Origin of the sequence: Variovorax boronicumulans (assembly GCF_019352895.1) — a bacterium.
In the GTDB taxonomy this organism is placed as follows: domain Bacteria; phylum Pseudomonadota; class Gammaproteobacteria; order Burkholderiales; family Burkholderiaceae_C; genus Variovorax; species Variovorax boronicumulans_A.
Genome location: NZ_JAAAFX010000008.1, coordinates 73,175 through 98,971, shown reverse-complemented (window position 1 = coordinate 98,971; position 25,797 = coordinate 73,175). Strand labels below are relative to the sequence as shown.

Sequence of the window (25,797 nt, the reverse complement as noted above, 5' to 3'; positions counted from 1 at the left end):
CCTCAGAGCACCACCGGCACTTCGGTCGCCGGCGGCGTGTTGCGGCTGCGGCCGCTGCGCACGATGCCGTCGATCATCACCATGCCCACGCCCGGGATGTCGCCCAGCGCCACGCTCTCGAGCAGGCCGGGCGCGGGCGAATGCTGGGCGCGGTCCATGAACACGAAGTCGGCGTCGCGGCCCACCTCGATCAGGCCGCAGTTGAGGTTGCGGATGCGCGCGGTGTTGCCGGTCGCGAAGCAGAACACCTGCTCGGCCGGGATGTTGGCGAAGGCCGAGATGAAGGACACCATGCGCAGGATGCCCAGCGGCTGCACGCCCGAGCCGGCCGGACCGTCGGTGCCCAGGATCACGCGGTGCGGGCACTTGAGCTCGATCGCGGCGCGGGCCGCGGCGATGGCCGTCTTCTCGTTGCCGTTGTGCACGATCTCGATCGCGCGCGAGGACTTCTCGCACAGCTCGCACACGTGCGCTTCCGGCAGCGAGGTGTGGCCGCCGTTGATGTGGCCGATCACGTCGGCGTCGGCCTCGAGCACCACGTCCTTGTCGATGTAGCCCGAGCCCGGCACCGAGGGACCGCCCGTGTGGATGGTGCTCTGGATGCCGTACTTGCGCGCCCAGGCGACCATCTCCTTGGCCTCGTAGCCGGCCTTGACCGTGCCCAGGCCGACTTCGCCCAGCAGGCTCACGCCGGCCTCGGCCAGTTCCTTGAAGTCGCTCTCGACCATGCCCTTCTCGATCACGGGCGCGCCGGCCAGCACCTTCACGCCGCTGGGGCGGAAGTTGTCGTAGGCGCGCTGCGCGGTGATGGCCAGGGCCTTGAGGCCGACGATGTCCTTGGGGCGCCCCGGCAGGTGCACTTCGCCGGCCGAGATCATGGTGGTGACGCCGCCGTTCATCGAGGAGTCGATCCAGCCGAGCTGGCTCTGGCGTGGGGTCCAGTCGCCGAACACCGGGTGCACGTGGCTGTCGATCAGGCCCGGCGCGACCGTGGTCTGGCGGCAGTCGATGACGGTCTTCGCGCCCTCGAGGTCGCAGTCCTTCTCCTTGCCGACCGCGACGATCAGGCCGTCGTTCACCACGATGGTGTCGGCGTCCAGGATGGGCTTGTCGATGTCGCCCGAGAGCAGCAAGCCTATGTTCTTGATGACGACCTTGCCCGACTTTGCGCCGGCTGCGATTTCTGCCATGTCAGTTCCTCGTGGGGTGGGGTGGGTTCTGTGTTCTCGTTCTCGTCGGCGCGCACGGTGCGCAGCACGGTCTCGACGATGAAGTCTTCCCAGTGCGCGACCGCCTCCGGCGTCTCGAGCGGTTCGCCGAGGAAGGTCGTCAGCGTGTGCCGGTTCGAGGTGTAGAAGTAGCCGGTGGCCGCGATCAGCAGGTAGACGTCGCGGGCCGCCAGGTCGGTGCGGAACAGGCCCTGCGATGCACCACTGGCGAGCAGTTCGCGCACGATCGTGACCGCGCGCGACGAGTACTCGCTGGCGCGCAGCGACTTCGCGATGTGCCGGCCCTTGTGCAGGTTCTCGGTGTTGAGCAGCGTGACGAACTCGGGGTTCTTGCGGTAGTAGCCCAGCACGAAGTGGATCACCGTCGTCAGCGCCTCGACCGGGCGCGAGGTGTCGAGGTCGATCGCCGCCTCGGCCTCGTCCATGCGCCGGTAGATGCCTTCGAGCACCGCAATGAAGAGGCCTTCCTTGCTGCCGAAGTAGTAATAGATCATCCGGTCGTAGGACTTGGCGGCCTTCGAGATCTTCTCGACGCTGCCGCCGTCGTAACCGTAGCGGGCGAACACCTTGGTGGCCGCCTTGAGGATCGCGTCGCGCGTGGCCTGCGCCGCTGCTTCGCGCACGCCGGTCTTGCGCTGGGGCTTGGCGGCGGGCTTGCGGGTGGTGGACATGCGGATGAAGGCGGGAGCGGAGAGCGGACGCAGAGGGCGCGCAGACTACGCAGAAGGCGCGAAAGAATTCAGAAGAAATTCTTCCGGTCTTCCTTTCGCGTCCTCTGCGAATCCTTTGCGTCCTCTGCGTCCGGCTGTCCGCATGGGGTTTATTTCTCGGCGAAGGCGCGTTCGACGACGAAGTCGCCGGGCGTGCTGGTATTGCCTTCCTTGAAGCCGCGGCCCTCGAGCATGTGCTTGAGGTCGACCAGCATGCCCGGGCTGCCGCACAGCATCACGCGGTCTTCGGCGGCGTTGATCGGCGGCAGGCCGAGGTCGTCGGTGAGCTTGCCGCTCTCGACCAGCTCGGTGATCCGGCCCATGTTGCGGAACTCTTCGCGCGTCACGGTCGGGTAGTAGAGCAGCTGCTTCTCGATCATCTCGCCCAGGATCTCGTGCTTGGGCAGGTGGTCGCTCACCAGGTCGTGGTAGGCCAGTTCGTCGACCTGGCGCACGCCGTGCACCAGGATGACCTTCTCGAATTTCTCGTAGGTTTCCGGGTCGCGGATGATGCTCATGAACGGTGCCAGGCCGGTGCCGGTGCCGAACAGGTACAGGCGCTTGCCCGGCAGCGTGTAGTCGATCAGCAGCGTGCCGGTGGGCTTGCGGCCCACGATGATCGTGTCGCCGACCTGGATGTGCTGCAGCTTCGAGGTCAGCGGGCCTTCATCGACCTTGATGCTCAGGAACTCGAGGTACTCCTCGTAGTTGGCGCTGGCGATGCTGTAGGCGCGCAGCAGCGGCTTGTTGTTCACCTTGAGGCCGATCATGGTGAAGTGGCCGTTGGAGAAGCGCAGCGCGGGGTCGCGCGTGGTCGTGAAGGTGAACAGGCGGTCGGTCCAGTGGTGAACCGAGAGGACGCGTTCTTCGCTGAATGCACTCATGGGATGACTCGAAAAAAAGTGGACGAAATGGCAGGCGACGAGGGCTTGCGGTACCTGGCTGGCAGCGTCAACCGGCGGGCTCCGCCCGATTGTCGGTCACTGCGCACCAAGTCTGGGCCCCGAGGCCTGTTCAACCTGTCGCCGATCCCCGGAAACAGCTTGAACGGACCCTAGGAAAACACCCATGCAAGCATCGGGCCGGATCGGTACATTTCATGCGTCCAATGTAGTGAACACCACATGAAAGTGGAGTGGATGCTACACAAATGACAAATTGCGCACAAGCGTGGAACCGGCATGTTTGTTGCACGTGCTGCAGGACGCTTCAAGAGAGATGCCACGATGACTGAACACACCAAGACAGATGGCCTGCCGGGCATGGACGTTCCCACGGCCGCCGATACCGCGGGCTTCGGCAAGGCGCCGCCGCGCAGCGAAAAAATGAGCGTCGCCAAGGTCGAGTGCAACGCCTGCCCGGTGCTGTGCCAGATCTCCGAGGGCCGCACCGGCGCCTGCGACCGCTATGCCAACCGCGCCGGCGTGCTGGTGCGCGTCGACCCGGTGGTGCTGCTGCGGCGCGAACTCCAGAGCCCCGCGCCCGCGCTGGTGCCCTTCGCGCGCGAAGGCGCCGAACCGGCGGCCGAAGGCGACGATGCGGTGGAGGCCGACTGGAACGGCGACCTGCTGCATGCCGACGAGGTCTTCGTGACCGGCGTCGGTTCGTCCACCACCTACCCCGACTACAAGCCCGCGCCCTTCATCGTCGGCTCGAAGGCGCAGGGCGTCGACATGGTCACGGTCGTGACCGAGGGCATCTTCAGCTACTGCAGCTTCAAGGTGAAGATCGACACCGACCGCTTCCTCGGCGCCGAGCAGGCCAACGTGCGCTACAAGGGCGAGGTCGTGGGACACGTCACCACGGCCGAGTACGGCTCGCAGATGCTGTCGCTGGGTGGCGTGCACCACCTCACCGGCGGCAGCAAGAAGGAAGGCCGGATGACGGCCGAGCTGATGCAGCGGCTGGGCAACAAGCAGCCGGTCGAGTGCACCATCGACGGCGGCTCCAGCCTCGTGATCCAGGCCGGCAAGGCGCCGATCGTCAACGGCGTGGAAGAGCAGCGCATGCGCGTGGGCTGCGGCTCGGCTGCGGTCGGCATCTTCGCGCGCCAGTTCGCGGGCGTGGCCGACGAGGTGGTGGTGGTCGACGACCACATCACCGGCGTGCTCACGCAGCACCAGGCCGGGCGCTGCCTCGACATGCCCGAGTCCGGCATCAAGATGCTGGGCCGCAAGTCCACGCCCGGGCGCTACTTCCAGGTGGCCAATCCCGGCGACGGCTGGGGCGGCACCGACATCGCCGATCCGCTGGCGATCATCGAGGGCTGGGAAGAGGGCGTGGCCAAGCCCGGCCTGCGCCTGCTCATGACCTCGACCACCGGCGAGCACGCCCAGTGGTACGTGCTCGACGAGGCGCTCAAGCCCGTCGAGCAGCCGATGCCGCCCGAGGTGCGCCGCATCGTCGAGCGCATCGGCGAGAACTGCGAGCCCTCGCTGTGCACCGTGCTCTTCCTCGGCGGTGCGGGCGGCAGCCTGCGCGCCGGCGTGACCGAGAACCCGGTGCTGCTCACGCGCGCCATCAAGCGCGCACTGGTCAACGTGACCTGCGGCGGCGCGCCGGCCTATGTCTGGCCGGGCGGCGGCATCACGGTGATGGTCGACGTCATGCGCATGCCCGACAACAGCTTCGGCACCGTGCCCACGCCGGCCATCGTCGCACCCATCGAATTCAGCATGCGGCTCGAAGACTACGCGGCGCTGGGCGGCCACGTCGAGCATGTGTTCCCGCTGCAGGAAGCGCTGTCGCGCGGCGCCTGGCAGGACGACGGTGCGCCGACCGCGCGGCAGTGGGTGCGCATCGACGATGCGAATCCCTGGCCGCTGGGCCAGCCCCCGATGCTGGGCTGACGCCGGCCGTTCCATGCACGCCGAACGCCGCCAGCTCGACGCCCAGCGTTGGCACTTCCAGCACGGACCGATCGATCTGCTGATCGAGGCCGAGGGGGAAGCCGCGGCCGTGGCCGATGCGCATGCGGCGGCCTGGGCGCGCTTCGAGCCGCTGCTGGCCGAGCTGGTGCGCGAGTTGCCCGCGCTGCGCGCGCCCGTCGGTGCCCACTGCCCGTTGCAGGGTCCGGTCGCACAACGCATGTGGCAGGCCTGCGCGCCGTTCAGCGAGGCCTTCATCACACCCATGGCCGCGGTCGCGGGCGCGGTGGCCGAGGAGATCGTCGCGTTCTACCGCCGGCCCGGCATCGAGCGCGCCTGGGTCAACAACGGCGGCGACATCGCGCTGCACCTGGCGCCGGGGCGCTCGGCGCGCGTCGGGCTGTTCGCCGACCTGGCGCGCTTCGACCTGCGCGACACCGGCCCGCTCGCGACCGACGGCCAGTTCGAGATCCGGGCCGACCAGCCGGTGCGCGGCGTCGCCACCAGCGGCTGGCGCGGCCGGAGTTTCTCGCTGGGCATCGCCGACAGCGTGACGGTGCTGGCCGCGACCGCGTCGCAGGCCGATGCCGCGGCCACGGTGATCGCCAATGCAGTGGACGTCGACGATGCCGCGATCCGGCGCCTGCCGGCGCGCGACTGCAAGGACGACAGCGACCTCGGCGACATCCCGGTCACGGTCGAGGTGCCGCCGCTGGCGCCCGACTCGGTGCGCCGTGCACTCGATGCGGGCGCGCGCCGTGCGCAGGCGCTGCAACGGCAGGGCCGGATCTGGGCCGCGGTGCTGGTTTGCCAGGGGCAATGGCGCCAGGTCGAACCCTTATGCTCCATCCGCGCCAACGTGCCGGCTGCTGCAGTTGGTTCAGTATTTGCTTAACGAAAAGACAGGCCTTCATTCCATGATCGATATCCGTCGCGTCTTCACCCATGTCGAGCACATCCACCACGAGTTCGGCCCGCGCGCCGCGACGCCGCTGGTGCGTGGCGCCGTCGGCGTGGTGATGACCAATCCCTTCGCCGGCCGCTACGAGCCGGACATCCTGCCGATGATGGCGCTGCTCGACCCGGTGGGCGTGGACATGGCGCACCGGCTGCACGCGGCCATGGACGTGCCGCTCGAAGCCATCTCCACCTACGGCAAGGGGGCCATCGTCGGCGCCGCGGGCGAGCTCGAGCACGGTGCGCTGTGGCATGTGCCCGGCGGCTACGCGATGCGCGAACTGCTCGGCTGGAAAGGCGACCGCGCGGCCTACACCGCCGGCAAGGCCGAGGACAAGAGCGGCCAGCCTGGCAACGCGCTGTCGATCGTGCCCTCGACCAAGAAGGTGGGCCCGCCCGGTGCCGCGCTCGACGTGCCGCTGACCAACATCAACGCCAGCTATGTGCGCGGCCAGTTCGACGCCATCGAGGTGCGCGTGCCCGGCGCGCCGGCGGCCGACGAGATCGTCTTCATCCTCGCGATGAGCACCGGCTACCGTGTCCATGCGCGCGTCGGCGGCCTGCTGGCGAAAGACATCAGCAAATGGGACGGCCTGCGCTGAGCCCGAGACAACCAAGGAAGATCAAGACATGACCGCCAACATCCGCAAGCTCGTCATCCAGGTCGACGAGACCCGCAAGGAAATGGGCCAGGACGTCACGCCGCCCACGCGCCGTGCCGTCGCCATCGCCGTGATCGAGAACCCCTACGCGGGCCGCTACAGCGAGAACCTCGACGAACTGATCGCCATCGGCGAGGAACTCGGCGCGCTGCTGGGCCAGAAGGCCGTGGCCGCGTTGGGCATCGCGCCCGCCGACGCTCAGAGCTACGGCAAGGCCGCGATCGTGGGCGAGGCCGGCGAGCTCGAACATGCGGCCGCGATCCTGCATCCCAAGCTGGGCGCACCGCTGCGCGTGGCGGTCGAGAAGGGCGCCGCGCTGGTGCCTTCGGCCAAGAAGCGCGGCACGCTGGGCACCGCCATCGACGTGCCGCTGGGCCACAAGGATGCGGCCTTCGTGCGCAGCCACTTCGACGCGATCGAAGCCCGCGTGTCCGATGCGCCGCGCGCCAACGAGATCGTGGTGGCCGTGGCCGTGACCGACAGCGGCCGTCCGCTGCCGCGCATCGGCGGGCTGCAGCATGGCGAGATCAAAGGCCAGGACGGCCTGCGCTGACCCCCCGCACCCTCGCATTGTTTTTTCTGTGTCCGACCTCTTCAGGAGTTTCCCGATGAACCCATTGCGTCATGTCTTCAGCGCGGCCGCCGTCGCCACGCTCGCCACCGCCCTCGTTCCCGCGCATGCGCAGGGCGTGATCAAGATCGGCGAGATCAACAGCTACAAGGCGCAACCGGCCTTCCTCGAGCCCTACAAGAAGGGCATGGAACTCGCGATCGACGAGATCAACGCCGCGGGCGGCGTCAACGGCAAGAAGCTCGAGCTCATCAGCCGCGACGACAACGCCAACCCCGGCGACGCGGTGCGCGTGGCCGAGGAACTGGTTTCGCGCGAGAAGGTCGACGTGCTGACCGGTGCCTTCCTGTCGAACACCGGCCTGGCGCTGACCGACTTCGCCAAGCAGAAGAAGTTCTTCTACCTGGCGGCCGAGCCGCTGACCGACAAGATCGTCTGGAGCAACGGCAACCGCTACACCTACCGCCTGCGCCCGTCGACCTACATGCAGGTCGCGATGCTGGTGCCCGAGGCCGCCAAGCTCAAGAAGAAGCGCTGGGCGGTGGTCTACCCCAACTACGAGTACGGCCAGTCCTCGGTCGCGACCTTCAAGCAGCTGCTCAAGGCCGTGCAGCCCGACGTGGAGTTCGTCGCCGAGCAGGCGCCGCCGCTGGGCAAGGTCGACGCGGGCAGCGTGGCGCAGGCGCTGGCCGATGCCAAGCCCGACGCGATCTTCAACGTGCTCTTCGGGGCCGACCTGTCGAAGTTCGTGCGCGAAGGCAACACGCGCGGCCTGTTCAAGGGCCGTGAAGTGGTCAGCGTGCTGACCGGCGAGCCCGAGTACCTCGACCCGCTCAAGGACGAAGCGCCCAACGGCTGGATCGTGACCGGCTACCCGTGGGATTCGCTCAAGACGCCGGAGCACAAGGCTTTTGCCGACGCCTACCAGGCCAAGTTCAAGGACTACCCGCGCCTGGGCTCGGTGGTCGGCTACAGCGCGATCCACTCGCTCGCGGTCGGCATCAAGAAGGCCGGCAGCACCGACACCGAGAAGCTGATCGCGGCCTTCAAGGGCCTGCAGGTCGACAGCCCCTTCGGCAAGTTCAGCTACCGCCCGCAGGACAACCAGTCCACCATGGGTGCGTACGTCGGCAAGACCAAGAACGAGAACGGCAAGGGCGTGATGGTCGACTACGTGTACCTCGACGGCGCCAAGTTCCAGCCCTCGGACGAAGAAGTCAAGAAGATGCGCCCCGCCGAGTAACTGCGGCTCGCCCCCGAGCGACGCGCACGGCGTGTCGCCTCGGGCGGCCGCGTGCGGCGGCCCCCACGAATGAATAAAGCGTCCCCCAAGGATCCCCGATGAGTTTTTCAGGTTTTGTCGTTCAGTTGCTCAACGGGTTGGCCGGTGCCTCCTCGCTGTTCCTCGTGGCGGCCGGTCTTTCGCTGATCTTCGGTGTGACGCGCATCGTCAATTTCGCGCACGGCTCCTTCTTCATGGTGGGCATCTACGTGGCCTACACGCTGGTCGAGAAGCTGGGCGGCAGCCTGGGCTTCTGGCCGGCCCTGCTGCTCGCCGCCGTGGTGGTGGGCGTGCTCGGCGCGCTGATCGAGGTGCTGCTGCTGCGCCGCATCTACAAGGCACCCGAACTCTTTCAACTGCTGGCCACCTTCGCGCTGGTGCTGGTCATCAAGGACGCGGTGCTCTGGCTCTGGGGCCCCGACGAACTGCTGGGCCCGCGCGCGCCCGGCCTGCGCGGCTCGGTCGAGATCCTGGGCCGGCAGTTCCCTTCCTACGACCTGTTCCTGATCGTGGTCGGCCCGGTGGTGCTGGGCCTGGTCTGGCTGCTGCTCACGCGCACCCGCTTCGGCACGCTGGTGCGCGCCGCCACGCAGGACCGCGAGATGGTCAGCGCGCTGGGCGTGAACCAGGCCTGGCTGTTCACCGCGGTGTTCGCGCTCGGCGCGCTGCTGGCCGGCCTGGGCGGCGCGCTGCAGCTGCCGCGCGAACCCGCGACGCTGGAGATGGACCTGAACACCATCGGCGCCGCCTTCGTGGTGGTGGTGGTGGGGGGCATGGGCTCGCTGCCCGGCGCCTACGTCGCGGCGCTGCTGATCGCGGAACTCAAGGCGATCTGCATCTGGCTGGGTGTGGTCAACATCTTCGGCTTCGCCGTCTCCTTCTCCAAGCTCACGCTGGTGGTCGATTTCCTGGTGATGGCCGTGGTGCTGGTCTGGCGCCCGTGGGGCCTGATGGGCCGGGCGCAGGCGCCCAGCCGCTACGTGGGCATGCAGGAAGAACCGCTGCGCCGCGCGGGCCGCGGCTACGTGATCGGCGCCGCGCTGTTCGCGCTGGTGCTGGCGGCCGTGCCGCTGCTCACGGCCAACGCGCCCTACACCGTGGTGCTGATGATCGACCTGCTGATCGCCGCGCTGTTCGCCGCGAGCCTGCACTTCATCATGGGCCCGGCCGGCATGCACTCCTTCGGCCACGCGGCCTACTTCGGCCTCGGTGCCTACGGCGCCGCACTGCTGGTGCGCTCCAGCGGCATGCCGATGGAACTGGCGCTGGTGGCCGCGCCACTGATCGCCGCGCTGGGCGCCTTCGTCTACGGCTGGTTCGCGGTGCGCCTGTCGGGCGTGTACCTGGCCATGCTCACGCTGGCCTTCGCGCAGATCACCTGGGCCGTGACCTACCAGTGGGACAGCTTCACCGGCGGCAGCAACGGCCTGACCGGCGTCTGGCCCTCCGAGTGGCTGTCGGACAAGCGCGTCTACTACTGGGTCACGCTGGCGCTGGTGGGCGGTGGCGTGTGGTGGCTGCGCCGCGTGCTGTTCTCGCCCTTCGGCTATGCGCTGCGCGCGGGCCGCGACTCGGTGCTGCGCGCCGACGCGATCGGCATCGACGTCAAGCGCATGCAGTGGGCCGCCTTCGTGGTGGCGGGCACGGTGGCCGGCCTGGCCGGTGCGCTCTATGCATTCTCGAAGGGCAGCATCTCGCCCGAGTCGATGGCGGTCGGCAAGTCGGTCGACGGCCTGGTGATGGTGCTGCTGGGCGGCATCCAGACGCTGGCCGGCCCGGTGGTGGGCGCCGTGACCTTCACCTGGCTGCACGACACCGTGGCCCGCAACACCGATTACTGGCGCGCGATGCTCGGCGCGATCATCCTGCTGCTCGTGCTGCTGTTCCCGCAGGGGATCGCGGGCTCGATCAAGCAGATGGTCGATCGCCGGCGCAAGAGCGCCAAGGCCGAAGCACCGGCGCTCGGGGAGGTGAAGGCGTGAAGGTCAGGGGGCTTTCTTTCCACGCCGTCGCCGCTCCGGGCGCCTTGCCCTGCGCGCCTGCGCGCACCGCTTTCCAACGAGATTCCCGATGACCCTCCTGCAAGTCACCAACCTGGGCAAGTCCTTCGGCGGCGTCAAGGCCGTCGACGGCATCAGCTTCGACCTCGCGCCCGGCGAGCTGCTGGCGCTGATCGGCCCCAACGGCGCCGGCAAGTCCACCACCTTCAACATGGTCAACGGCCAGCTCAAGGCCGACCAGGGTTCGATCAGGCTCGGCGGCCAGGAACTCGTGGGCCTGAAGCCGCGCGAGATCTGGCGCATGGGCGTGGGCCGCACCTTCCAGATCGCCGAGACCTTCGCCTCGCTGACCGTGGTCGAGAACGTGCAGATGGCGCTGCTCTCGCACGACGGCAAGCTGTTCTCGATGTGGCGGCGCGCGGCCGACCACCGGCGCGAGGACGCGCTGGCGCTGCTCGAGCAGGTCGGCATGAAAGCTCAAGCCGATCGGCCCTGCAGCGAGCTGGCCTACGGCGACGTCAAGCGCGTCGAGCTGGCCATCGCGATGGCCAACGCGCCCAAGCTGCTGCTGATGGACGAGCCCACCGCGGGCATGGCGCCCAAGGAACGCAATTCGCTGATGGCGCTGACCAAGGAGCTGGTGATCCAGCGCGGCATGGCCGTGCTCTTCACCGAGCACAGCATGGACGTGGTGTTCGCCTATGCCGACCGCATGATCGTGCTGGCCCGCGGCCGGCTCATCGCGCAGGGCAAGCCGCTGGAGATCCGCGACCATCCGAAGGTGCAGGAGGTGTACTTCGGCAGCGGCAAGACATTCGAAAAAATCGCAGAGAAAGCCGCGCAAGTCAATGCCGCGGTGGGAGCCTGAGCATGAGCACGCACGAGACACTGCTGTCGGCGAAATCGGTTTGCGCCTGGTACGGCGCCGCACAGATCCTCTACGACGTCGACCTCGAGGTGCGGCGCGGCGAGGTGGTGGCGCTCATGGGCCGCAACGGCGCGGGCAAGTCGACCACGCTCAAGACATTGATCGGCATGCTGGCCAAGCGCAAGGGCAGCGTGAGCTTCCTGGGCCAGGACATCTCGAAGAGCGAGCCGCACGTCGCGGCCCGCCTGGGCCTGGGCTTCGTGCCCGAGGACCGGCGCGTGTTCACCGACCTCACGGTGATGGAGAACCTCGAGGTCGGCCGCCAGCCCGAACGCCGCTGGAACGACGGCAGCGCCGCGCCCGTGTGGACGCCCGAGCGGCTGTTCAAGCTGTTCCCCAACCTGGGCGAGATGCCCCACCGCCCCGGCGGCCGCATGAGCGGCGGCGAGCAGCAGATGCTCACGGTCGCGCGCACGCTGATGGGCAACCCCTACCTGGTGCTGCTCGACGAGCCCTCCGAAGGCGTGGCGCCGGTGATCGTCGAGCAGATGGCCAACATGATCCTCGAGCTCAAGGCGCAGGGCGTGAGCATCCTGTTGTCGGAGCAGAACATGCACTTCGCCGAGCTGGTGTCCGACCGGGCCTACGTGCTCGAGAAGGGCCAGATCCGCTACCAGGCCACGATGGCCGAACTGGCGGCCAACGACGAAGTCCGTCGCGCCTATCTCAGCGTCTGATCCCCTTCCTCATCACCTCGTCAGGAGTTCCACCATGCACCGCAGAACCGTTCTCCAAGCCGGCGCCGCCCTCGGGCTGGTCGCGCTGTCGCCGCAGCTCTTCGCCGCGGGCAAGCTCAAGCCCGGCGGCAAGGCCGCGCTGATCGTGGTCGACGTGCAGAACTGCTTCCTCGAAGGCGGCACGCTCGCGGTCAAGGGCGGCAACGAGGTGATCCCGGTGATCAACGCGCTGGCGCCGTCGTTCGAGAACATCGTGGTCACGCAGGACTGGCACACCGCGGGCCATGCCTCCTTCGCGAGCACCTATTCGGGCAAGAAGCCCTTCGAGACCACCAAGCTCAACTACGGCACGCAGGTGCTGTGGCCCGACCACTGCGTGCAGGGCACCGAGGACGCCGCGCTGGGCAAGGAGCTCAAGGTGCCGACCGCGCAGCTGATCATCCGCAAGGGCTTCCACAAGGAGATGGACAGCTACTCGGCCTTCGAGGAAGCCGACCACAAGACTGCGACCGGCCTGGCCGGCTACCTCAAGGCGCGCGGCATCAAGACCGTGTTCGTCACCGGCCTGGCCACCGACTTCTGCGTCGCCTGGACCGCGATGGATGCGCGCAAGGCCGGCTTCGACGCCTACGTGATCGAGGACGCGACGCGCGGCATCGACCTCAACGGTTCGCTGGCCGCGGCCTGGAAGCAGATGGCGTCCAAGGGCGTGAAGCGCATCCAGTCCTCGGACATCGGCTAGGCCAGGCGCTGCGTTGGTCGAACTCGCCCTCGTCGTCAACTCGCGCGCGACCACGCTGGCCGTGTCGCACGAGGCGACGCTGCTCCATGTGCTGCGCAACGAACTCGGCCTCAACGGGCCGAAGTACGGCTGCGGGCTCGGCCAGTGCGGCGCCTGCACCGTGTGGGTCGACGGCGTGGCGGCGCGCAGCTGCGTGATTCCGGCGCATGGCGTGGAGGGGCGCGAGATCACGACCTTGGAAGGACTCGGTTCGCGCGCCCACTGGCACCCCGTGCAGCAAGCCTTCGAAGACGCGCAGGCCGCCCAATGCGGCTACTGTCTCAACGGCATGGTGATGCAGGCCGCGGCCCTGCTGGCGCGCGAGCCGCAGCCCAGCGAGGCGCGCATCCGCGCCGAACTCTCGGGCAACTTCTGCCGCTGCGGCACGCACGTCGAGATCGTGCGCGCGGTGCAGCTCGCGGCCGAACGCATCGCCGGCGGCGCGGCATGAGCGCGCGGCGCGCCGACCTGCCGCACACCCGCGGCGACTTCCTCTCGGCCGAGGGCGTGCTGGTCGTGAGCCGGCCCACGCCGCCGCCGATGGCGCCGGCCAAGGGGCAGCCGATCGCGGTCGCGGGCAACCCGGCCGAGGGCGACGAGATCCTGATCGCGGTGTGGGACGACGGCAGCGTGACCGCCCTCAACGGCCACGTCGACCTGGGCACGGGCATCCGCACCGCGCTGGCGCAGATCGCGGCCGAAGAGCTCGACGTGCCGCTCGGTGCCTTGAACATGGTGCTGGGCGACACGGCGCGCGCGCCCAACCAGGGCGCCACCATCGCCAGCGCCTCGATCCAGATCCACGCCGTGCCCTTGCGTGCCGCCGCGGCGCAGGCGCGCGCCTGGCTGCTGGCGCGCGCGGCCGCGTACTTCGGCGTGGCGGTGGATGCGCTGCGCATCGACGACGGCGTGGTCAGCGTCAAGGCCGACGCGGCACAGCGCCTGCCCATCGGCGCGCTGGTCGCGGGCCAGCGCACCGTGCTCACGCTCGACCTCCATGCGCCGCTCAAGGACGCGGCAGACTACAGGCTGGTCGGCACGCGGCAGTCGCGCGTCGACATCCCGGCCAAGCTCGCGGGCGAGCTGGTGTTCGTGCACGACATGCGCGTGCCCGGCATGCTGCACGGCCGCGTGGTGCGCCCGCCCTATGCGGGCGCGGACCACGGCGACTACATCGGCAACACGCTGGAGTCGGTCGACGAGGCCTCGATCGCGCACATCCCCGGCATCCGCGCGGTGGTGGTGCTGCGCGACTTCGTCGGCGTGGTGGCCGAGCGCGAGGAACACGCCGAGCAGGCGATGCGCGAACTGCGCGTGCGCTGGAAGGCCTGGCCCGGCATGCCCGACCTGTCGGACGTGGCGCAGGCCTTGCGCGACAACCCCGCGACGCAGCGCCTCTTGGTCGACGACGGCGATGTCGACGGCGCCCTGGCGCGCGCCGCGCAGCCGATGCGGCGCACCTATGTGTGGCCCTACCAGATGCATGCGTCGATCGGGCCGTCGTGCGCGCTGGCCGACTGGCGCGCCGACGCGGCCGACGGTTTCCAGCTCAAGGTGTGGGCCGGTTCGCAGAACCCGCATGTGCTGCGCGCCGACCTGGCCAAACTCATGGGCCTGCAGGACCTGCAGATCGACGTGGTGCGCATGGAGGCCGCGGGCTGCTACGGCCGCAACGGCGCCGACGACGTGGCGGCCGACGCCGCGTTGCTGGCGCGCGCGGCCGGCGCGCCGGTGCGGGTGCAGCTCTCGCGCGAGCAGGAACACGCGTGGGAGCCCAAGGGCGCCGCGCAGTTGATGGAGGTCAACGGCGGCCTCGACGCCGAGGGCGGCATCGCGGGCTACGACTTCGAGACTTCGTACCCGTCGAACGGCGCGCCCACGCTGGCGCTGCTGCTCACGCGCACGGTCGAGCCGGTGGCGCAGGCCTACGAGATGGGCGACCGCACCGCGCGCCCGCCCTACACGGTCGACAACCTGCGGGTGAAGGTCAACGACATGGCGCCGATCGTGCGTGCCTCGTGGCTGCGCGGTGTGTCGGCACTGCCCAGCTCCTTCGCGCACGAGTCGTACATCGACGAACTCGCGACCGCGGCCGGCGTCGATCCGGTGCAGTTCCGGCTGCGCCACCTGCACGACCCGCGCGCCGCCGAGCTGGTGCAGGCCACGGCGCAGAAGGCCGGCTGGCGCATGCGCACCGGGCCGCAGGAGAACGCGGACGGTGGGCTGGGCGAGGGCGGCGACATCCTGTTCGGCCAGGGCTTCGCGTATGCGCGCTACATCCACAGCAAGTGGCCGGGCTTCGGCGCGGCCTGGGCCGCCTGGGTGGCCGACGTGGAGGTCAACCGCGTGACCGGCGAGGTGCATGTGCGCCGCGTGGTGGTGGGGCACGACGCCGGGATGATGGTCAACCCCGCGGGCGTCGAGCACCAGATCCACGGCAACGTGATCCAGACCACCAGCCGCGCGCTGATGGAAGAGGTGCGCTTCGCGCCGCAGCAGGCCGGCGGCGCGCCCGCCGGTGAAGTCATGGTGGGCCGGCCGGCCTCGGGCGTGGTGGCCAACCGCGAGTGGGGCGGCTACCCGATCCTCAACTTCCGCCAGGTGCCGGTGATCGAGGTGATGCACATGCCGCGCCAGGGCGAGGCGCCGCTCGGCGCGGGCGAATCGTCCTCGGTGCCGGGCACGGCCGCGATCGCGAACGCGATCTTCGATGCGACGGGTGTGCGCTTCCGGTCGCCGCCGTTCACGCCGGAGACGGTGCTGGCCGCATTGAACCGGGCTTCACTCCCTCCCCCTCCGGGGGAGGGCGGGGGTGGGGGCCTGCGGCCTGGGCAGGGCGAGGCGGTGCCGCCCCCATCCCCGCCTTCCCCCAAAGGGGGAAGGAGCAAGGCAGACATGCCTTGGCCGCAACGCAAGGGCGTCTGGGCCACCGGCGCCGCCCTCGTCATCGGCGGCCTCAGCGTGGTCGCCGGGCTGCTGGGCTGGCGCTCGGCCATCGCGCCGGTGTCGCTCACCGCGCCGGTCTACAGCGCCGTCACCGTCGAGCGCGGCCGCGTGCTCGCGGCGATGGGCGACTGCGCGGTGTGCCACACGACCGCCGGCGGCACGCCCAATGCGGGAGGCCGCGCGATGGACACGCCCTTCGGCACGATCTACACCACCAACCTCACGCCCGATCCCGAGACCGGCCTGGGCCGCTGGTCCTTCAGCGCCTTCCAGCGTGCGATGCGCGAGGGCGTCTCGCGCGACGGCCACCACCTGTACCCGGCCTTTCCGTACACGGCCTTCGCCAAGACCACCGACGACGACCTGCAGGCGCTCTACGCCTACTTCATGTCGCTGGCGCCGGTGGTCGCCGCGACGCCGAAGTCGGATCTGAAATTCCCCTACAGCGTGCGACCGCTGATGGCCGGCTGGAACGCGCTGTTCCACGATCCCGCGCCCTATGCGCCGGTCGCCACGCAGAGCGCCGAATGGAACCGCGGCGCCTACCTGGTCAACGGCCTGGGCCATTGCGGCGCCTGCCACACGCCGCGCAATGCGCTGGGCGCGGAGCAGGGCGGCAGCGCCTTCCTGTCGGGTGCGATGGCCGACGGCTGGGAAGCGCCCGCCCTCACCGGCCGCTCGAAGTCGGCCGTGCCCTGGGATGCCGAGTCGCTCTACCGCTACCTGCGCAACGGCCACGCGCCTGCGCACGGCACCGCCGGCGGGCCGATGGCCGAGGTGGTGCGCGAGCTGGCCCAGGTGCCCGATGCCGACATCCGCGCGATGAGCACCTACCTCGCCTCCTTCAACCCCGCGGTGCCCGACCCGCAGGCGCTCGCCACGCAGGCCGTGCAGGCCGCGGCCGCCAACAAGGGCCGTCTGATGGGCGCGCCGCAGCGCCTGTTCGACAACGCCTGCGCGGCCTGCCACCACGATGGCGACGGCCCGACGCTGCTGGGCGTGAACGCGCCGCTCGCGCTCAACAGCAACCTCACGAGCGACCGGCCCGACAACCTGCTGCGCACCATCCTCGACGGGGTGCGTGAGCCGGCCTCGAAGGACATCGGCTTCATGCCCGCCTTCCGCGAGGCGCTCGACGATGCGCAGATCGCCGAGCTGGCCGGCTACATGCGCGCGCGCTTCGCGCCGCAGGCCGCGCCTTGGCCCGAACTGGCGAAGGATGTGGCGCGCGTGCGCGCGGCCGCGCCGCCTTAACGCTTGTTCTTCGCGGACGCGAGCATCGTCTCGATCTGCGCGTCCTTGAAGGCCCAGATGTCGGCCAGCCAGCGGTGGAAGCTGCCGCGGAAGGTCGAGTCGGCCTCGTAGTCGCCGCGGCTCAGTTCGGCCGGAATCGGCACCTCGCGCGCACGCAGCATCACGCGCGTCGTGCGGCCGCAGAGGAAGTCCCAGAAGCTGGGCACGCGGTCGGGATAGACGATGGTCACGTCGATCAGCGACTGGAACTTCTCGCCCATCGCGTCCAGCGCCAGCGCCAGCGCGCCGGCCTTGGGCTTGAGCAGGTGGCGGTAGGGCGAGGACTGGCCCTGGTGCTTGGCCGCGGTGAAGCGCGTGCCTTCGGCGAAGTTCATCACGCTGGTGGGCACCAGCGCGAACTTCTCGCAGGCGCGGCGCGTGGTCTCGCGGTCCTGGCCGCGCAGCGCGGGGTTCTTGCGCAGGTCGGCCTTCGAATGGCGCTTCATGAAGGGGAAGTCCAGCGCCCACCAGGCCAGGCCGATCACCGGCACGTAGATGAGTTGCTGCTTGAGGAAGAACTTGAGCAGCGGGATGCGCCGGTTCATCGTGTGCTGCAGCACGAAGATGTCGACCCAGGACTGGTGGTTGGCATTCACCAGGTACCAGCCGCGGTAGGCCAGGCCCTCGACGCCCTGCACGTCCCAGGTGGTGCGCTGCGTGAGCCGCATCCAGCCGCTGTTGCAGGCGATCCAGGCGGTGGCGATGGCGTTGAGCAGCGGGTCGATGCCGCGGCGCACCGCGGCGAAGGGCAGCAGCAGCTTGACCAGGGAGAGCAACAGCAGCAGCGCACACCAGAACAGCGTGTTGATCACCAGCAGCAGGCCGGCGATGACGCCGCGGACGAACGGGGGGAGGAATCCAAGCATGGGTGTCGGTGCGGAAGAGAGGGGGGTGCGGCGCGCGCAGAAGGGTCGATTGTGCGCATGGCGCGAAGGCAGCAGATGATGCAGCGCAAACGCGCTCGCCAAAGCCCCTCGCTTCGCAGGTCCAAGGGCAGGCGTTATCGTTGCGGACTGCGCCGCCCGGGCCTTCGTCCGCGCGCGTCGCGTTCTTCCATTCCAAGATTCCAGAGACACACCATGCCCCTTGCCCTCGATCCTTCTTCCGCCCTCCCGCGCGACGCCGCGACCGCCACGCTGGTCGGCCGGATCTGGCTGCCCGACGTCGGGCCGGTGCTGGTCGCGGTGCATGGCGACCATCTGCACGACCTGTCGCGCGTGGCGCCCACCATGAGCCAGCTGCTCGAAGGCGATGCGCCGGCGGTCGCGGTGCGTGCGGCGCTGGAAGACGGCATCGCGCCGCGCATCGCCGCGCTGGCGGAGGTGATCGCCAACAGCGACGAGAGCGCCCGCGACGCCACGCAGCCCTGGCTGCTCGCGCCCTGCGACCTGCAGGCCGTCAAGGCCAGCGGCGTGACCTTCGTCGAGAGCCTGCTCGAACGCGTGATCGAGGAACAGGCCCGCGGCGACGCCTCGCGCGCCGAGGCCACGCGCCAGGCGCTGGGCAGCGTGCTCGGCGACAACCTCGCGGGCATCGTGCCGGGCTCGCCCGAGGCGGCGCGCGTGAAGGAGGTGCTGATCGCGCAGGGCGCCTGGTCGCAGTACCTCGAGGTCGGCATCGGCCCCGACGCCGAGATCTTCACCAAGGCCCCGGTGCTGGCGGCCGTGGGCACCGGCGCCGACGTGGGTATCCATGCAGGTTCGGTCTGGAACAACCCCGAGCCCGAGGTGGTGCTGGCCGTCAACAGCCGCGGCCAGACCCTGGGCGCGGCCCTGGGCAACGACGTCAACCTGCGCGACTTCGAAGGCCGCAGCGCGCTGCTGCTGGGCAAGGCCAAGGACAACAACGCTTCCTGCGCGATCGGCCCCTTCATCCGCTTGTTCGATGCCGGCTTCGGCATCGACGAGGTGCGGCGCATCACGGTGGCGCTCAAGGTCCGGGGCCCCGAGGGCTTCACGCTCGAAGGCGCGAGCTCGTTGTCGAAGATCAGCCGCGACCCGCTCGACCTGGTCGGCCAGGCCATCGGCGAGCACCACGACTATCCCGACGGCCTGATGCTGTTCCTGGGCACCATGTTCGCGCCCACGCAGGACCGCCACGGCCCGGGCCAGGGCTTCACGCACGTGGTGGGCGACCAGGTGACCATCTCGGCGCCCGAACTCGGCGCGCTGGTCAACCGCGTGGTGCACGCCGACCAGGCGCCGCGCTGGACCTTCGGCATCACGGCGCTGATGCGCAACCTGGCCAAGCGCGGGCTGCTCTGAGAGGACCCGGCCGGCGCGCTCAGCGCAGCGCGCGTCGGTACTGCACGGCTTCGGCCACGTGCGCCGGCTGCACCGCCTCGGCGCCCGCCAGGTCGGCGATGGTGCGCGCCACCTTGAGCGCGCGGTGCGTGCTGCGCGCCGACCAGCCCAGCCGGCTCGACGCCGTGTAGAGCAGTTGCAGCCCGTCGGCGGTCAGCGCCGCATGGCGGTCGATGGCCGTGCCCTGCAGCGCCTGGTTGGGCGTGCCCTGGCGCGCCATCGCGCGCTCGCGCGCAGCCACGACCCGTGCGCGGATGGCGGCGGTCGACTCGCCCGGCGCGGCATCGAGCAGCTGCTGCGGCGCGACGGCCGGCACTTCGACATGCAGGTCGATGCGGTCGAGCAGCGGCCCGCTGAGCTTGCCCTGGTAGCGGGCGATCTGGTCGGGCGTGCAGCGGCAGGCCTTGAGGGCCGAGCCCAGGAAGCCGCAGGGGCAGGGGTTCATCGCGGCGATCAATTGGAAGCGCGCCGGGAATTCGGCGCGCCGTGCGGCCCGCGCGATGGTGATCGTGCCGGTCTCGAGCGGCTCGCGCAGCGCCTCGAGCGCGGTGCGCGCGAACTCGGGGAATTCGTCGAGAAAGAGCACGCCCTGGTGCGCCATGGAGATCTCGCCCGGCCGCGGGGGCGAACCGCCGCCCACCAGCGCCACCGCGCTGGCCGTGTGGTGCGGGCTGGCCGTCGGGCGGCACATCCAGCGCTCGAGGGCGAAGCGGCCGCCGAGGCTGGCGATGGCGGCGCTCTCCAGCGCCTCGTCGACCGTCATGGGCGGCAGCAGGCCGGCGAAGCGCTGGGCCAGCATCGACTTGCCCGAACCCGGCGGGCCCACCATCAGCAGGCCGTGCTGGCCGGCCGCTGCGATCTCGAGCGCGCGCTTGATGCCCGCATGGCCCTTGACGTCGGCCAGGTCGGGGCCGGGCGCGGCCGGCACGCCCAGCCGGGGCTGGACGCGCGCCCAGCCTTCGGCGGCCGGTGCGTCGGGCGCGCCTTCGGGCTGCGGCAGGAACTGGCCGACCACGTCGAGCAGGTGCTGCGCGCCGTAGACCTCGGCGCCGGGCACCAGCGCGGCTTCCTGCGCGCTGTCGGCGGGCAAGACCAGGCGGGTCGCCACGCCCCGCGTGTGCAGCGCCAAGGCCATGGCCAGCGCGCCCCGCACCGGCCGCAGATGGCCCGAGAGTGAGAGCTCACCCGCGAATTCGTGGCCGGCCAGCCGGGCCGTCTCGATCTGGCCGCTGGCCGCCAGGATGCCGAGCGCGATCGGCAGATCGAAGCGGCCCGAGTCCTTGGGCAGGTCGGCCGGTGCGAGGTTCACCGTGATGCGTTTGTTGTGGGGAAACTCCAGCCCGGCGTTCTGGATGGCGGAGCGCACGCGCTCGCGCGCTTCCTTGACCTCGACTTCGGCCAGGCCCACCAGCGTGAAGCTGGGCAGGCCGTTGGCCAGATGCACCTCGACGGTGACACTGGCGGCTTCAAGCCCCAGCAGCGCACGGCTTTGCACCAAAGACAGACTCATTCCGCTCCCTTTCCCCAACATGGTGCGCGCCGGAGGGCCTCTGGGGGCAAACCTCACATTGGTGCGCAGCCTGGATTTGAAACACGCCGGTAACGCGGCGCAACGGCCTTTTCCCCCTGAATGGCCAGCCCGGTGACAGTCGGTCTGGCGCATTTGGCACGCTCCCTGCTTTGAGAAGGTTCCCCCTACCTTCCAATTCCCCGAGGAGCCGTTCGATGATGCACCGTAAAACCGCCCAGGCCCTGGCCGTGGCCGCCCTTGCCGCCCTGCCGATGTTCGCGAGCGCACAGCTGACGGCCAACGTCGCCCTGACCAGCAACTACAAGTTCCGCGGCCAGGACCAGGATTCGAGCAAGAGCAAGGCCGTCAAGCCGGCGATCCAGGGCGGCTTCGACTACGCCTTCGGTGAGACGGGCTGGTACGTCGGCAACTGGAACTCCAGCGTCGACTGGCTGCCCGGCAACAGCATCGAGAGCGATCTCTACGGTGGCTACAAGTTCTCGGCCGGCGGCATCGGCTGGGACCTGGGAGCCCTGACCTACATCTACCCCGGCAACAAGAACGGCAACACCACCGAGCTCTACGCCGCCGGCAGCTACGGCCCGCTGACGCTGAAGTACTCGCACACCATCTCGAAGGACTACTTCGGCTGGGCCGGCGAGAACTCGGGCTCGGGCCTCAAGGGCCAGAACACCGGCTACCTGAACCTCGGCTTCGCCCAGGAAGTGGCGCCCTCGCTGACGCTCAAGGCCAACATCGGCTACACCCGCTTCGCCAGCGACATCAAGGACCTGGGCGTGCCCAACTATGTCGACTACGCCGTGGGCGTGTCGTACGACTTCGGCAGCGGCGTGGCGCTGTACGGCGGCGTGCAGGGCGCCAACAAGAAGGCCTTCTTCGGCGACGTGAACAAGGCGCGCGCCATCGTCACGCTCAGCAAGACGCTTTAAAGAACAAGGCGCGGCCCATGCTGCCGCGCCGCCCCTTTTCATCTCCAGGAGAAATTCCATGAAGTTGGTCACAGCCATCATCAAACCATTCAAGCTCGACGAGGTGCGTGAAGCCCTCTCGACGATCGGTGTGCAGGGCATCACCGTGACGGAAGTCAAGGGCTTCGGTCGCCAGAAGGGCCACACCGAGCTCTATCGCGGCGCCGAGTACGTCGTCGACTTCCTGCCCAAGGTCAAGATCGAAGCGGCCGTGGCCGACGAACTGGTCGAGCGCGTGATCGAGGCCGTGGAGGGCGCAGCGCGCACCGGCAAGATCGGCGACGGGAAGATCTTTGTCTACAACCTGGAGCAGGTCGTGCGCATCCGCACCGGCGAAACCGGCCGCGAGGCCCTCTGATTCCAGCGCATCACGGCACGAAAGAACAATCGACATGAAAAAACTGCTTGTCTCACTGGCGCTCGGCTTGAGCGTGCTCACCGCCGGCGTCTCCGGCTTCGCGCAAACACCGGCGGCGGCTGAACCCGCCGCATCGGCGCCCGCGGCTGCAGCACCGGCCGCCGCACCCGCCCCGGTCGCCGCGGCGGCCCCCGCTGCCGCTGCACCCGCCGCAGCCCCGGTTCCGAAGGTCGATTCGGGCGACACCGCCTGGATGCTGACCTCGACCCTGCTGGTCATCCTGATGACCATCCCCGGCCTCGCACTGTTCTACGGCGGCCTGGGCCGCTCGAAGAACATGCTGTCGGTGCTGATGCAGGTCTTCGTCATCTTCTCGCTGATCAGCATCCTGTGGGCCATCTACGGCTACAGCCTGGCGTTCTCGGGCGACGGCAACTTCATCGGCGGTCTGGACAAGATCTTCCTCAAGGGCGTCACCACCGAGACCTTCGGCGCGCTGACGACCATCCCCGAACACGTGTTCATCGCGTTCCAGGGCACCTTCGCCGCCATCACCGTGGCGCTGATCGTGGGCGCCTTTGCCGAACGCGCCAAGTTCTCGGCCGTGCTGCTGTTCGCCGTGATCTGGTTCACCTTCAGCTACCTGCCGATGGCGCACATCGTCTGGGGCGGCGGCCTGCTGGGCAAGGACGGCGCGCTCGACTTCGCCGGCGGCACCGTGGTGCACATCAACGCCGGTGTGGCCGGCCTGGTCGGTGCCTACATGGTCGGCAAGCGCCTGGGCTACGGCAAGGAAGCCTTCACGCCGCACTCGCTGACGCTGACCATGGTCGGTGCCTCGCTGCTGTGGGTGGGCTGGTTCGGCTTCAACGCCGGCTCGGCGGGTGCGGCCAACGGCGCGGCCGGCCTGGCCTTCATCAACACGGTGCTGGCCACCGCCGCCGCGACGCTGTCGTGGATCCTGGGCGAGAGCATGCACAAGGGCAAGGCCTCGATGCTGGGCGCCGCTTCGGGTGCCGTCGCCGGCCTGGTCGCGGTGACGCCGGCTGCCGGCTTCGTCGGCCCGATGGGTTCGATCGTGCTGGGCCTGCTGGCCGGCCTGGTCTGCCTGTGGGGTGTGAGCGGCCTCAAGCGCATGCTGGGCGCCGACGACGCGTTCGACGTGTTCGGCGTGCACGGCGTGGGCGGCATCCTGGGTGCCATCCTGACCGGCGTGTTCGCTTCGCAGAGCCTGGGCGGCACGGGCGGCCTGACCCCCGACACCTTCTCGATGGGTGCGCAGGTCTGGGTGCAGGTCAAGAGCGTCGTGTTCACCATCGTGTGGTCCGGCGTGGTGGCCTTCATCGCCTTCAAGATCGCCGACCTGGTCGTCGGCCTGCGTGTGACGGAAGAAGAAGAGCGCGAAGGCCTCGACATCTCCTCGCACGGCGAGACCGCATACAACAGGTAACACCCCCGAGGGTCCAGGCGCACTGCGTGTCGCCTGGCCCTTCCCCCTCAAGGGGGCAACACCGGCGGCCCGGCAGAGCCGGTTCCGCGGTGTTCCTGGAATGGAATCAGACGAGTTTTCACGCGAGAGTCTCCTCGGATGTTCAGCCCGCACCGCTTCGGCGTCGCGGGCTTTTTTTTGTCTGCGGCACCCGCGCCCCCACAATCGATGCGATGAACTGGACACCTCTCGAAAACAGCCTCTGCCAGCTTGGCGAATCCCCGTTCTGGCATCCGCAGGAACGCGCGCTCTACTGGATCGACATCGTGGCGCGCGAGGTGCTGCGCACGCGCGGCGAGGGCGCTTCGGCGACGGTCGAGCGCTGGCGCTTGCCAACCGAGCCGGGCTGCATCGCGCCCGCGCGCAGTGGCGGCCTGGTGCTGGCGCTGCGCGACGGCATCTACCGCGCGAAGGCCTGGGGCGGCGAACTGGCGCTGCTGGCGCGCGCCGACTACGACACCCGCACGCTGCGCTTCAACGACGGCAAGTGCGATGCGCTCGGCCGCTTCTGGGCCGGCACGGTGAACGAGGCCAAGGACGGGCCCAGCGCCGCGCTCTACTGCCTCGACGCACGCGGCGGCCGCACGCCGGTGCTCACGCGGATGGCGAACGAGGCCACCACCGCCAACGGACTGGGCTTCTCGCCGGACGCGCGCACGCTCTACTGGGCCGACACGCCCTCGCATGCGGTCAAGGCCTGGGACTGGGCGATGGACACCAACACGATGTCGAACCCGCGCGAGTTCGCGCGCTTCGATGCCAAGCCTGCCGGCTGGACGCCCGAATCGACCCAGCACTACGACGGCCGACCCGACGGCGCGACCGTCGACGCGGCAGGCCACTACTGGGTCGCGATGTTCGAGGGCGCGCAGGTCGTGCATCTCGATCCCGCCGGCCAGCGGGTCGAGGCGCTGGCATTGCCCGCGCAATGCCCGACCATGCCCTGCTTCGGCGGCGACGACCTGCGCACGCTGTTCGTCACCAGCGCGGCCAAGGGCCGCAGCGAGGCCGAGCGCGCGCGCCTGCCGGCCTCGGGCAGCGTGTTCGCCACGCGGGTCGCGACGCCGGGCCTGCCGGTGCATTTCTTCGAGGATTGACCCGGGCCTGGATGTCCACCCTCGGCGGTACCATCGACCGCATGGACTCCGAGCTTCAAACGATCGTCGAGCGCATCCGCGCCGCCCGTGCCGACGCCACGCCCTTGCGCATCCGCGGCGGCGGCACCAAGGACTTCTACGGCGAAGCGGCGCAGGGCGAAGGGCTCGACACCCGCGTGCTTTCCGGCATCCGCAGCTACGAGCCCAGCGAGCTGGTGGTCACGGTGCGTGCCGGGACCCTGCTGTCCGAGCTCGAAGCGCTGCTGGCCGAACAAGGCCAGTGCCTGCCCTTCGAGCCACCGCATTTCGAGGCCGGCGGCACCGTCGGCGGCATGGTGGCCGCAGGGCTCTCTGGCCCGGCCCGCGCCAGCGTGGGCGCGGTGCGCGACTACGTGCTGGGCGCCACGCTGGTCGACGGCCGCGGCGAGGTGCTGAGCTTCGGCGGCCAGGTGATGAAGAACGTGGCCGGCTACGACGTCTCGCGCGTGCTGGCCGGCTCGCTGGGCGTGCTCGGGTTGATCGCCGAAGTCAGCCTCAAGGTGCTGCCGGTGGCGCCGGCCGAAGCCACGCTGCGCTTCGAGTGCGGCCAGGCCGAGGCGCTGGACCTGCTCAACGGCTGGGGAGGGCGGCCCCTGCCGCTCAACGCCAGCTGCTGGGTCGAGGACCAAGGGCAGGGCGTGCTCTACCTGCGGCTGCGCGGCGCGGTGGCGGCGGTCGATGCGGCCTGCGCGCAGCTGGGTGGCGAACGTCGGCCCGATGCGCCGGCCGACTGGATCGCCTGCCGCGACCAGCGCCTGCCGTGGTTCGCCGAGGCGCATGGCGTGCATGAACTGTGGCGCCTCTCGGTGCCGCAGACCGCGCCGGTGCTGACCTTCGACGGCGCGCCGCCCTTGGTCGAATGGCACGGTGGCCAGCGCTGGTACCGTGCCGCGCCGGGCGAGGGCGCGCGCTTGCGCGCCGCGGCTGCTGCGGTGGGCGGCCACGCCACGCTGTTCCGTGCCGCCGATCAGACCGCGCCCACGCTGCCGCGCTTCGAGCGTCCGTCGCCCCCGCTGCTGCGCATCCACGAGGCGCTGCAGCAGGAGTTCGACCCGGCCGGCGTGTTCGACCGCGGCCGCCTGTACCGCCGCGACGCGACGGCGTCCTGA

22 protein-coding genes are annotated in these 25,797 nt (G+C 69.7%); 17 read left to right on the top strand and 5 right to left on the bottom strand.

The window, feature by feature from the left end:
- Positions 1-2: 2 nt before the first annotated feature.
- The 3 genes from K0H49_RS18750 to K0H49_RS18740 all read right to left on the bottom strand — a co-directional run bounded on the left by K0H49_RS18750 (position 3) and on the right by K0H49_RS18740 (position 2,823).
- A complete protein-coding gene (locus tag K0H49_RS18750) occupies positions 3-1,190 on the bottom strand; it encodes an amidohydrolase family protein (RefSeq protein ID WP_219215705.1) in 1,188 nt (395 codons plus the stop codon).
- The gene (locus tag K0H49_RS18745) at positions 1,136-1,900 is read right to left on the bottom strand and encodes a TetR family transcriptional regulator (protein WP_219215703.1); all 765 of its coding nucleotides are present in this window, start codon (positions 1,898-1,900) and stop codon (positions 1,136-1,138) included. The genes K0H49_RS18750 and K0H49_RS18745 overlap by 55 nt, the downstream gene beginning before the upstream one ends.
- A 149-nt stretch (positions 1,901-2,049) precedes the next feature.
- Positions 2,050-2,823, bottom strand: coding sequence for a ferredoxin--NADP reductase (locus tag K0H49_RS18740; protein WP_183029137.1), 774 nt, complete (start codon positions 2,821-2,823; stop codon positions 2,050-2,052).
- A 342-nt stretch (positions 2,824-3,165) separates the two neighbouring features.
- Here K0H49_RS18740 and K0H49_RS18735 point away from each other — a divergent pair, with 342 nt between their 5' ends.
- The 11 genes from K0H49_RS18735 to K0H49_RS18685 all read left to right on the top strand — a co-directional run bounded on the left by K0H49_RS18735 (position 3,166) and on the right by K0H49_RS18685 (position 16,864).
- Complete coding sequence (locus K0H49_RS18735; protein WP_219215701.1) at positions 3,166-4,788, top strand: 6-hydroxynicotinate reductase; 1,623 nt, start codon at positions 3,166-3,168, stop codon at positions 4,786-4,788.
- Between the two features lie 13 nt (positions 4,789-4,801).
- Positions 4,802-5,701, top strand: a complete 900-nt coding sequence (locus tag K0H49_RS18730) for a UPF0280 family protein (protein ID WP_219215699.1) — start codon at positions 4,802-4,804, stop codon at positions 5,699-5,701.
- 22 nt (positions 5,702-5,723) lie between these two features.
- Complete coding sequence (locus tag K0H49_RS18725) at positions 5,724-6,365, top strand: amino acid synthesis family protein (protein WP_219215697.1); 642 nt, start codon at positions 5,724-5,726, stop codon at positions 6,363-6,365.
- Positions 6,366-6,393: 28 nt separating this feature from the next.
- On the top strand, positions 6,394-6,978 hold the full coding sequence (locus K0H49_RS18720; RefSeq protein WP_219215695.1) for an amino acid synthesis family protein: 585 nt from the start codon (positions 6,394-6,396) through the stop codon (positions 6,976-6,978).
- Positions 6,979-7,033: 55 nt separating this feature from the next.
- On the top strand, positions 7,034-8,239 hold the full coding sequence (locus K0H49_RS18715) for an ABC transporter substrate-binding protein (protein ID WP_219215693.1): 1,206 nt from the start codon (positions 7,034-7,036) through the stop codon (positions 8,237-8,239).
- Positions 8,240-8,337: 98 nt separating this feature from the next.
- Positions 8,338-10,260 (top strand): ABC transporter permease, encoded by a 1,923-nt coding sequence (locus K0H49_RS18710; RefSeq protein ID WP_219215691.1) that lies wholly within the window; start codon positions 8,338-8,340, stop codon positions 10,258-10,260.
- 88 nt (positions 10,261-10,348) lie between these two features.
- Complete coding sequence (locus K0H49_RS18705; protein WP_219215689.1) at positions 10,349-11,146, top strand: ABC transporter ATP-binding protein; 798 nt, start codon at positions 10,349-10,351, stop codon at positions 11,144-11,146.
- Positions 11,147-11,148: 2 nt separating this feature from the next.
- Positions 11,149-11,883, top strand: coding sequence for an ABC transporter ATP-binding protein (locus tag K0H49_RS18700; protein WP_219215688.1), 735 nt, complete (start codon positions 11,149-11,151; stop codon positions 11,881-11,883).
- Positions 11,884-11,917: 34 nt separating this feature from the next.
- Complete coding sequence (gene pncA, locus K0H49_RS18695; protein ID WP_219215686.1) at positions 11,918-12,625, top strand: bifunctional nicotinamidase/pyrazinamidase; 708 nt, start codon at positions 11,918-11,920, stop codon at positions 12,623-12,625.
- A 13-nt stretch (positions 12,626-12,638) separates the two neighbouring features.
- Positions 12,639-13,115 (top strand): (2Fe-2S)-binding protein, encoded by a 477-nt coding sequence (locus K0H49_RS18690; protein ID WP_219215684.1) that lies wholly within the window; start codon positions 12,639-12,641, stop codon positions 13,113-13,115.
- Positions 13,112-16,864 (top strand): molybdopterin cofactor-binding domain-containing protein, encoded by a 3,753-nt coding sequence (locus tag K0H49_RS18685; protein ID WP_219215682.1) that lies wholly within the window; start codon positions 13,112-13,114, stop codon positions 16,862-16,864. The genes K0H49_RS18690 and K0H49_RS18685 overlap by 4 nt, the downstream gene beginning before the upstream one ends.
- Here the strand turns inward: K0H49_RS18685 and K0H49_RS18680 are convergent.
- Entirely contained in the window at positions 16,861-17,769 is a 909-nt protein-coding gene (locus tag K0H49_RS18680; RefSeq protein ID WP_219215680.1) for an acyltransferase, read from the bottom strand. The two genes, K0H49_RS18685 and K0H49_RS18680, sit on opposite strands and share 4 nt — an antisense overlap.
- Positions 17,770-17,982: 213 nt before the next feature.
- On the opposite strand from K0H49_RS18680, the gene K0H49_RS18675 reads away from it, so the two are divergent.
- Entirely contained in the window at positions 17,983-19,167 is a 1,185-nt protein-coding gene (locus K0H49_RS18675; protein WP_219215678.1) for a fumarylacetoacetate hydrolase family protein, read from the top strand.
- A 19-nt stretch (positions 19,168-19,186) separates the two neighbouring features.
- Here K0H49_RS18675 and K0H49_RS18670 read toward each other — a convergent pair whose 3' ends face one another.
- Positions 19,187-20,716, bottom strand: a complete 1,530-nt coding sequence (locus tag K0H49_RS18670) for a YifB family Mg chelatase-like AAA ATPase (RefSeq protein ID WP_219215676.1) — start codon at positions 20,714-20,716, stop codon at positions 19,187-19,189.
- Between the two features lie 218 nt (positions 20,717-20,934).
- Here K0H49_RS18670 and K0H49_RS18665 point away from each other — a divergent pair, with 218 nt between their 5' ends.
- The 5 genes from K0H49_RS18665 (at position 20,935) to glcE (ending at position 25,797) form a co-directional block, all read left to right on the top strand.
- Positions 20,935-21,666, top strand: a complete 732-nt coding sequence (locus tag K0H49_RS18665) for a TorF family putative porin (RefSeq protein WP_219215885.1) — start codon at positions 20,935-20,937, stop codon at positions 21,664-21,666.
- Positions 21,667-21,724: 58 nt separating this feature from the next.
- Positions 21,725-22,063, top strand: coding sequence for a P-II family nitrogen regulator (glnK, locus tag K0H49_RS18660; protein ID WP_140844855.1), 339 nt, complete (start codon positions 21,725-21,727; stop codon positions 22,061-22,063).
- A 34-nt stretch (positions 22,064-22,097) separates the two neighbouring features.
- The gene (locus K0H49_RS18655) at positions 22,098-23,513 is read left to right on the top strand and encodes an ammonium transporter (RefSeq protein ID WP_219215674.1); all 1,416 of its coding nucleotides are present in this window, start codon (positions 22,098-22,100) and stop codon (positions 23,511-23,513) included.
- 212 nt (positions 23,514-23,725) lie between these two features.
- Entirely contained in the window at positions 23,726-24,649 is a 924-nt protein-coding gene (locus K0H49_RS18650; RefSeq protein WP_219215673.1) for an SMP-30/gluconolactonase/LRE family protein, read from the top strand.
- A 41-nt stretch (positions 24,650-24,690) separates the two neighbouring features.
- Positions 24,691-25,797, top strand: a complete 1,107-nt coding sequence (gene glcE / locus K0H49_RS18645; RefSeq protein ID WP_219215883.1) for a glycolate oxidase subunit GlcE — start codon at positions 24,691-24,693, stop codon at positions 25,795-25,797.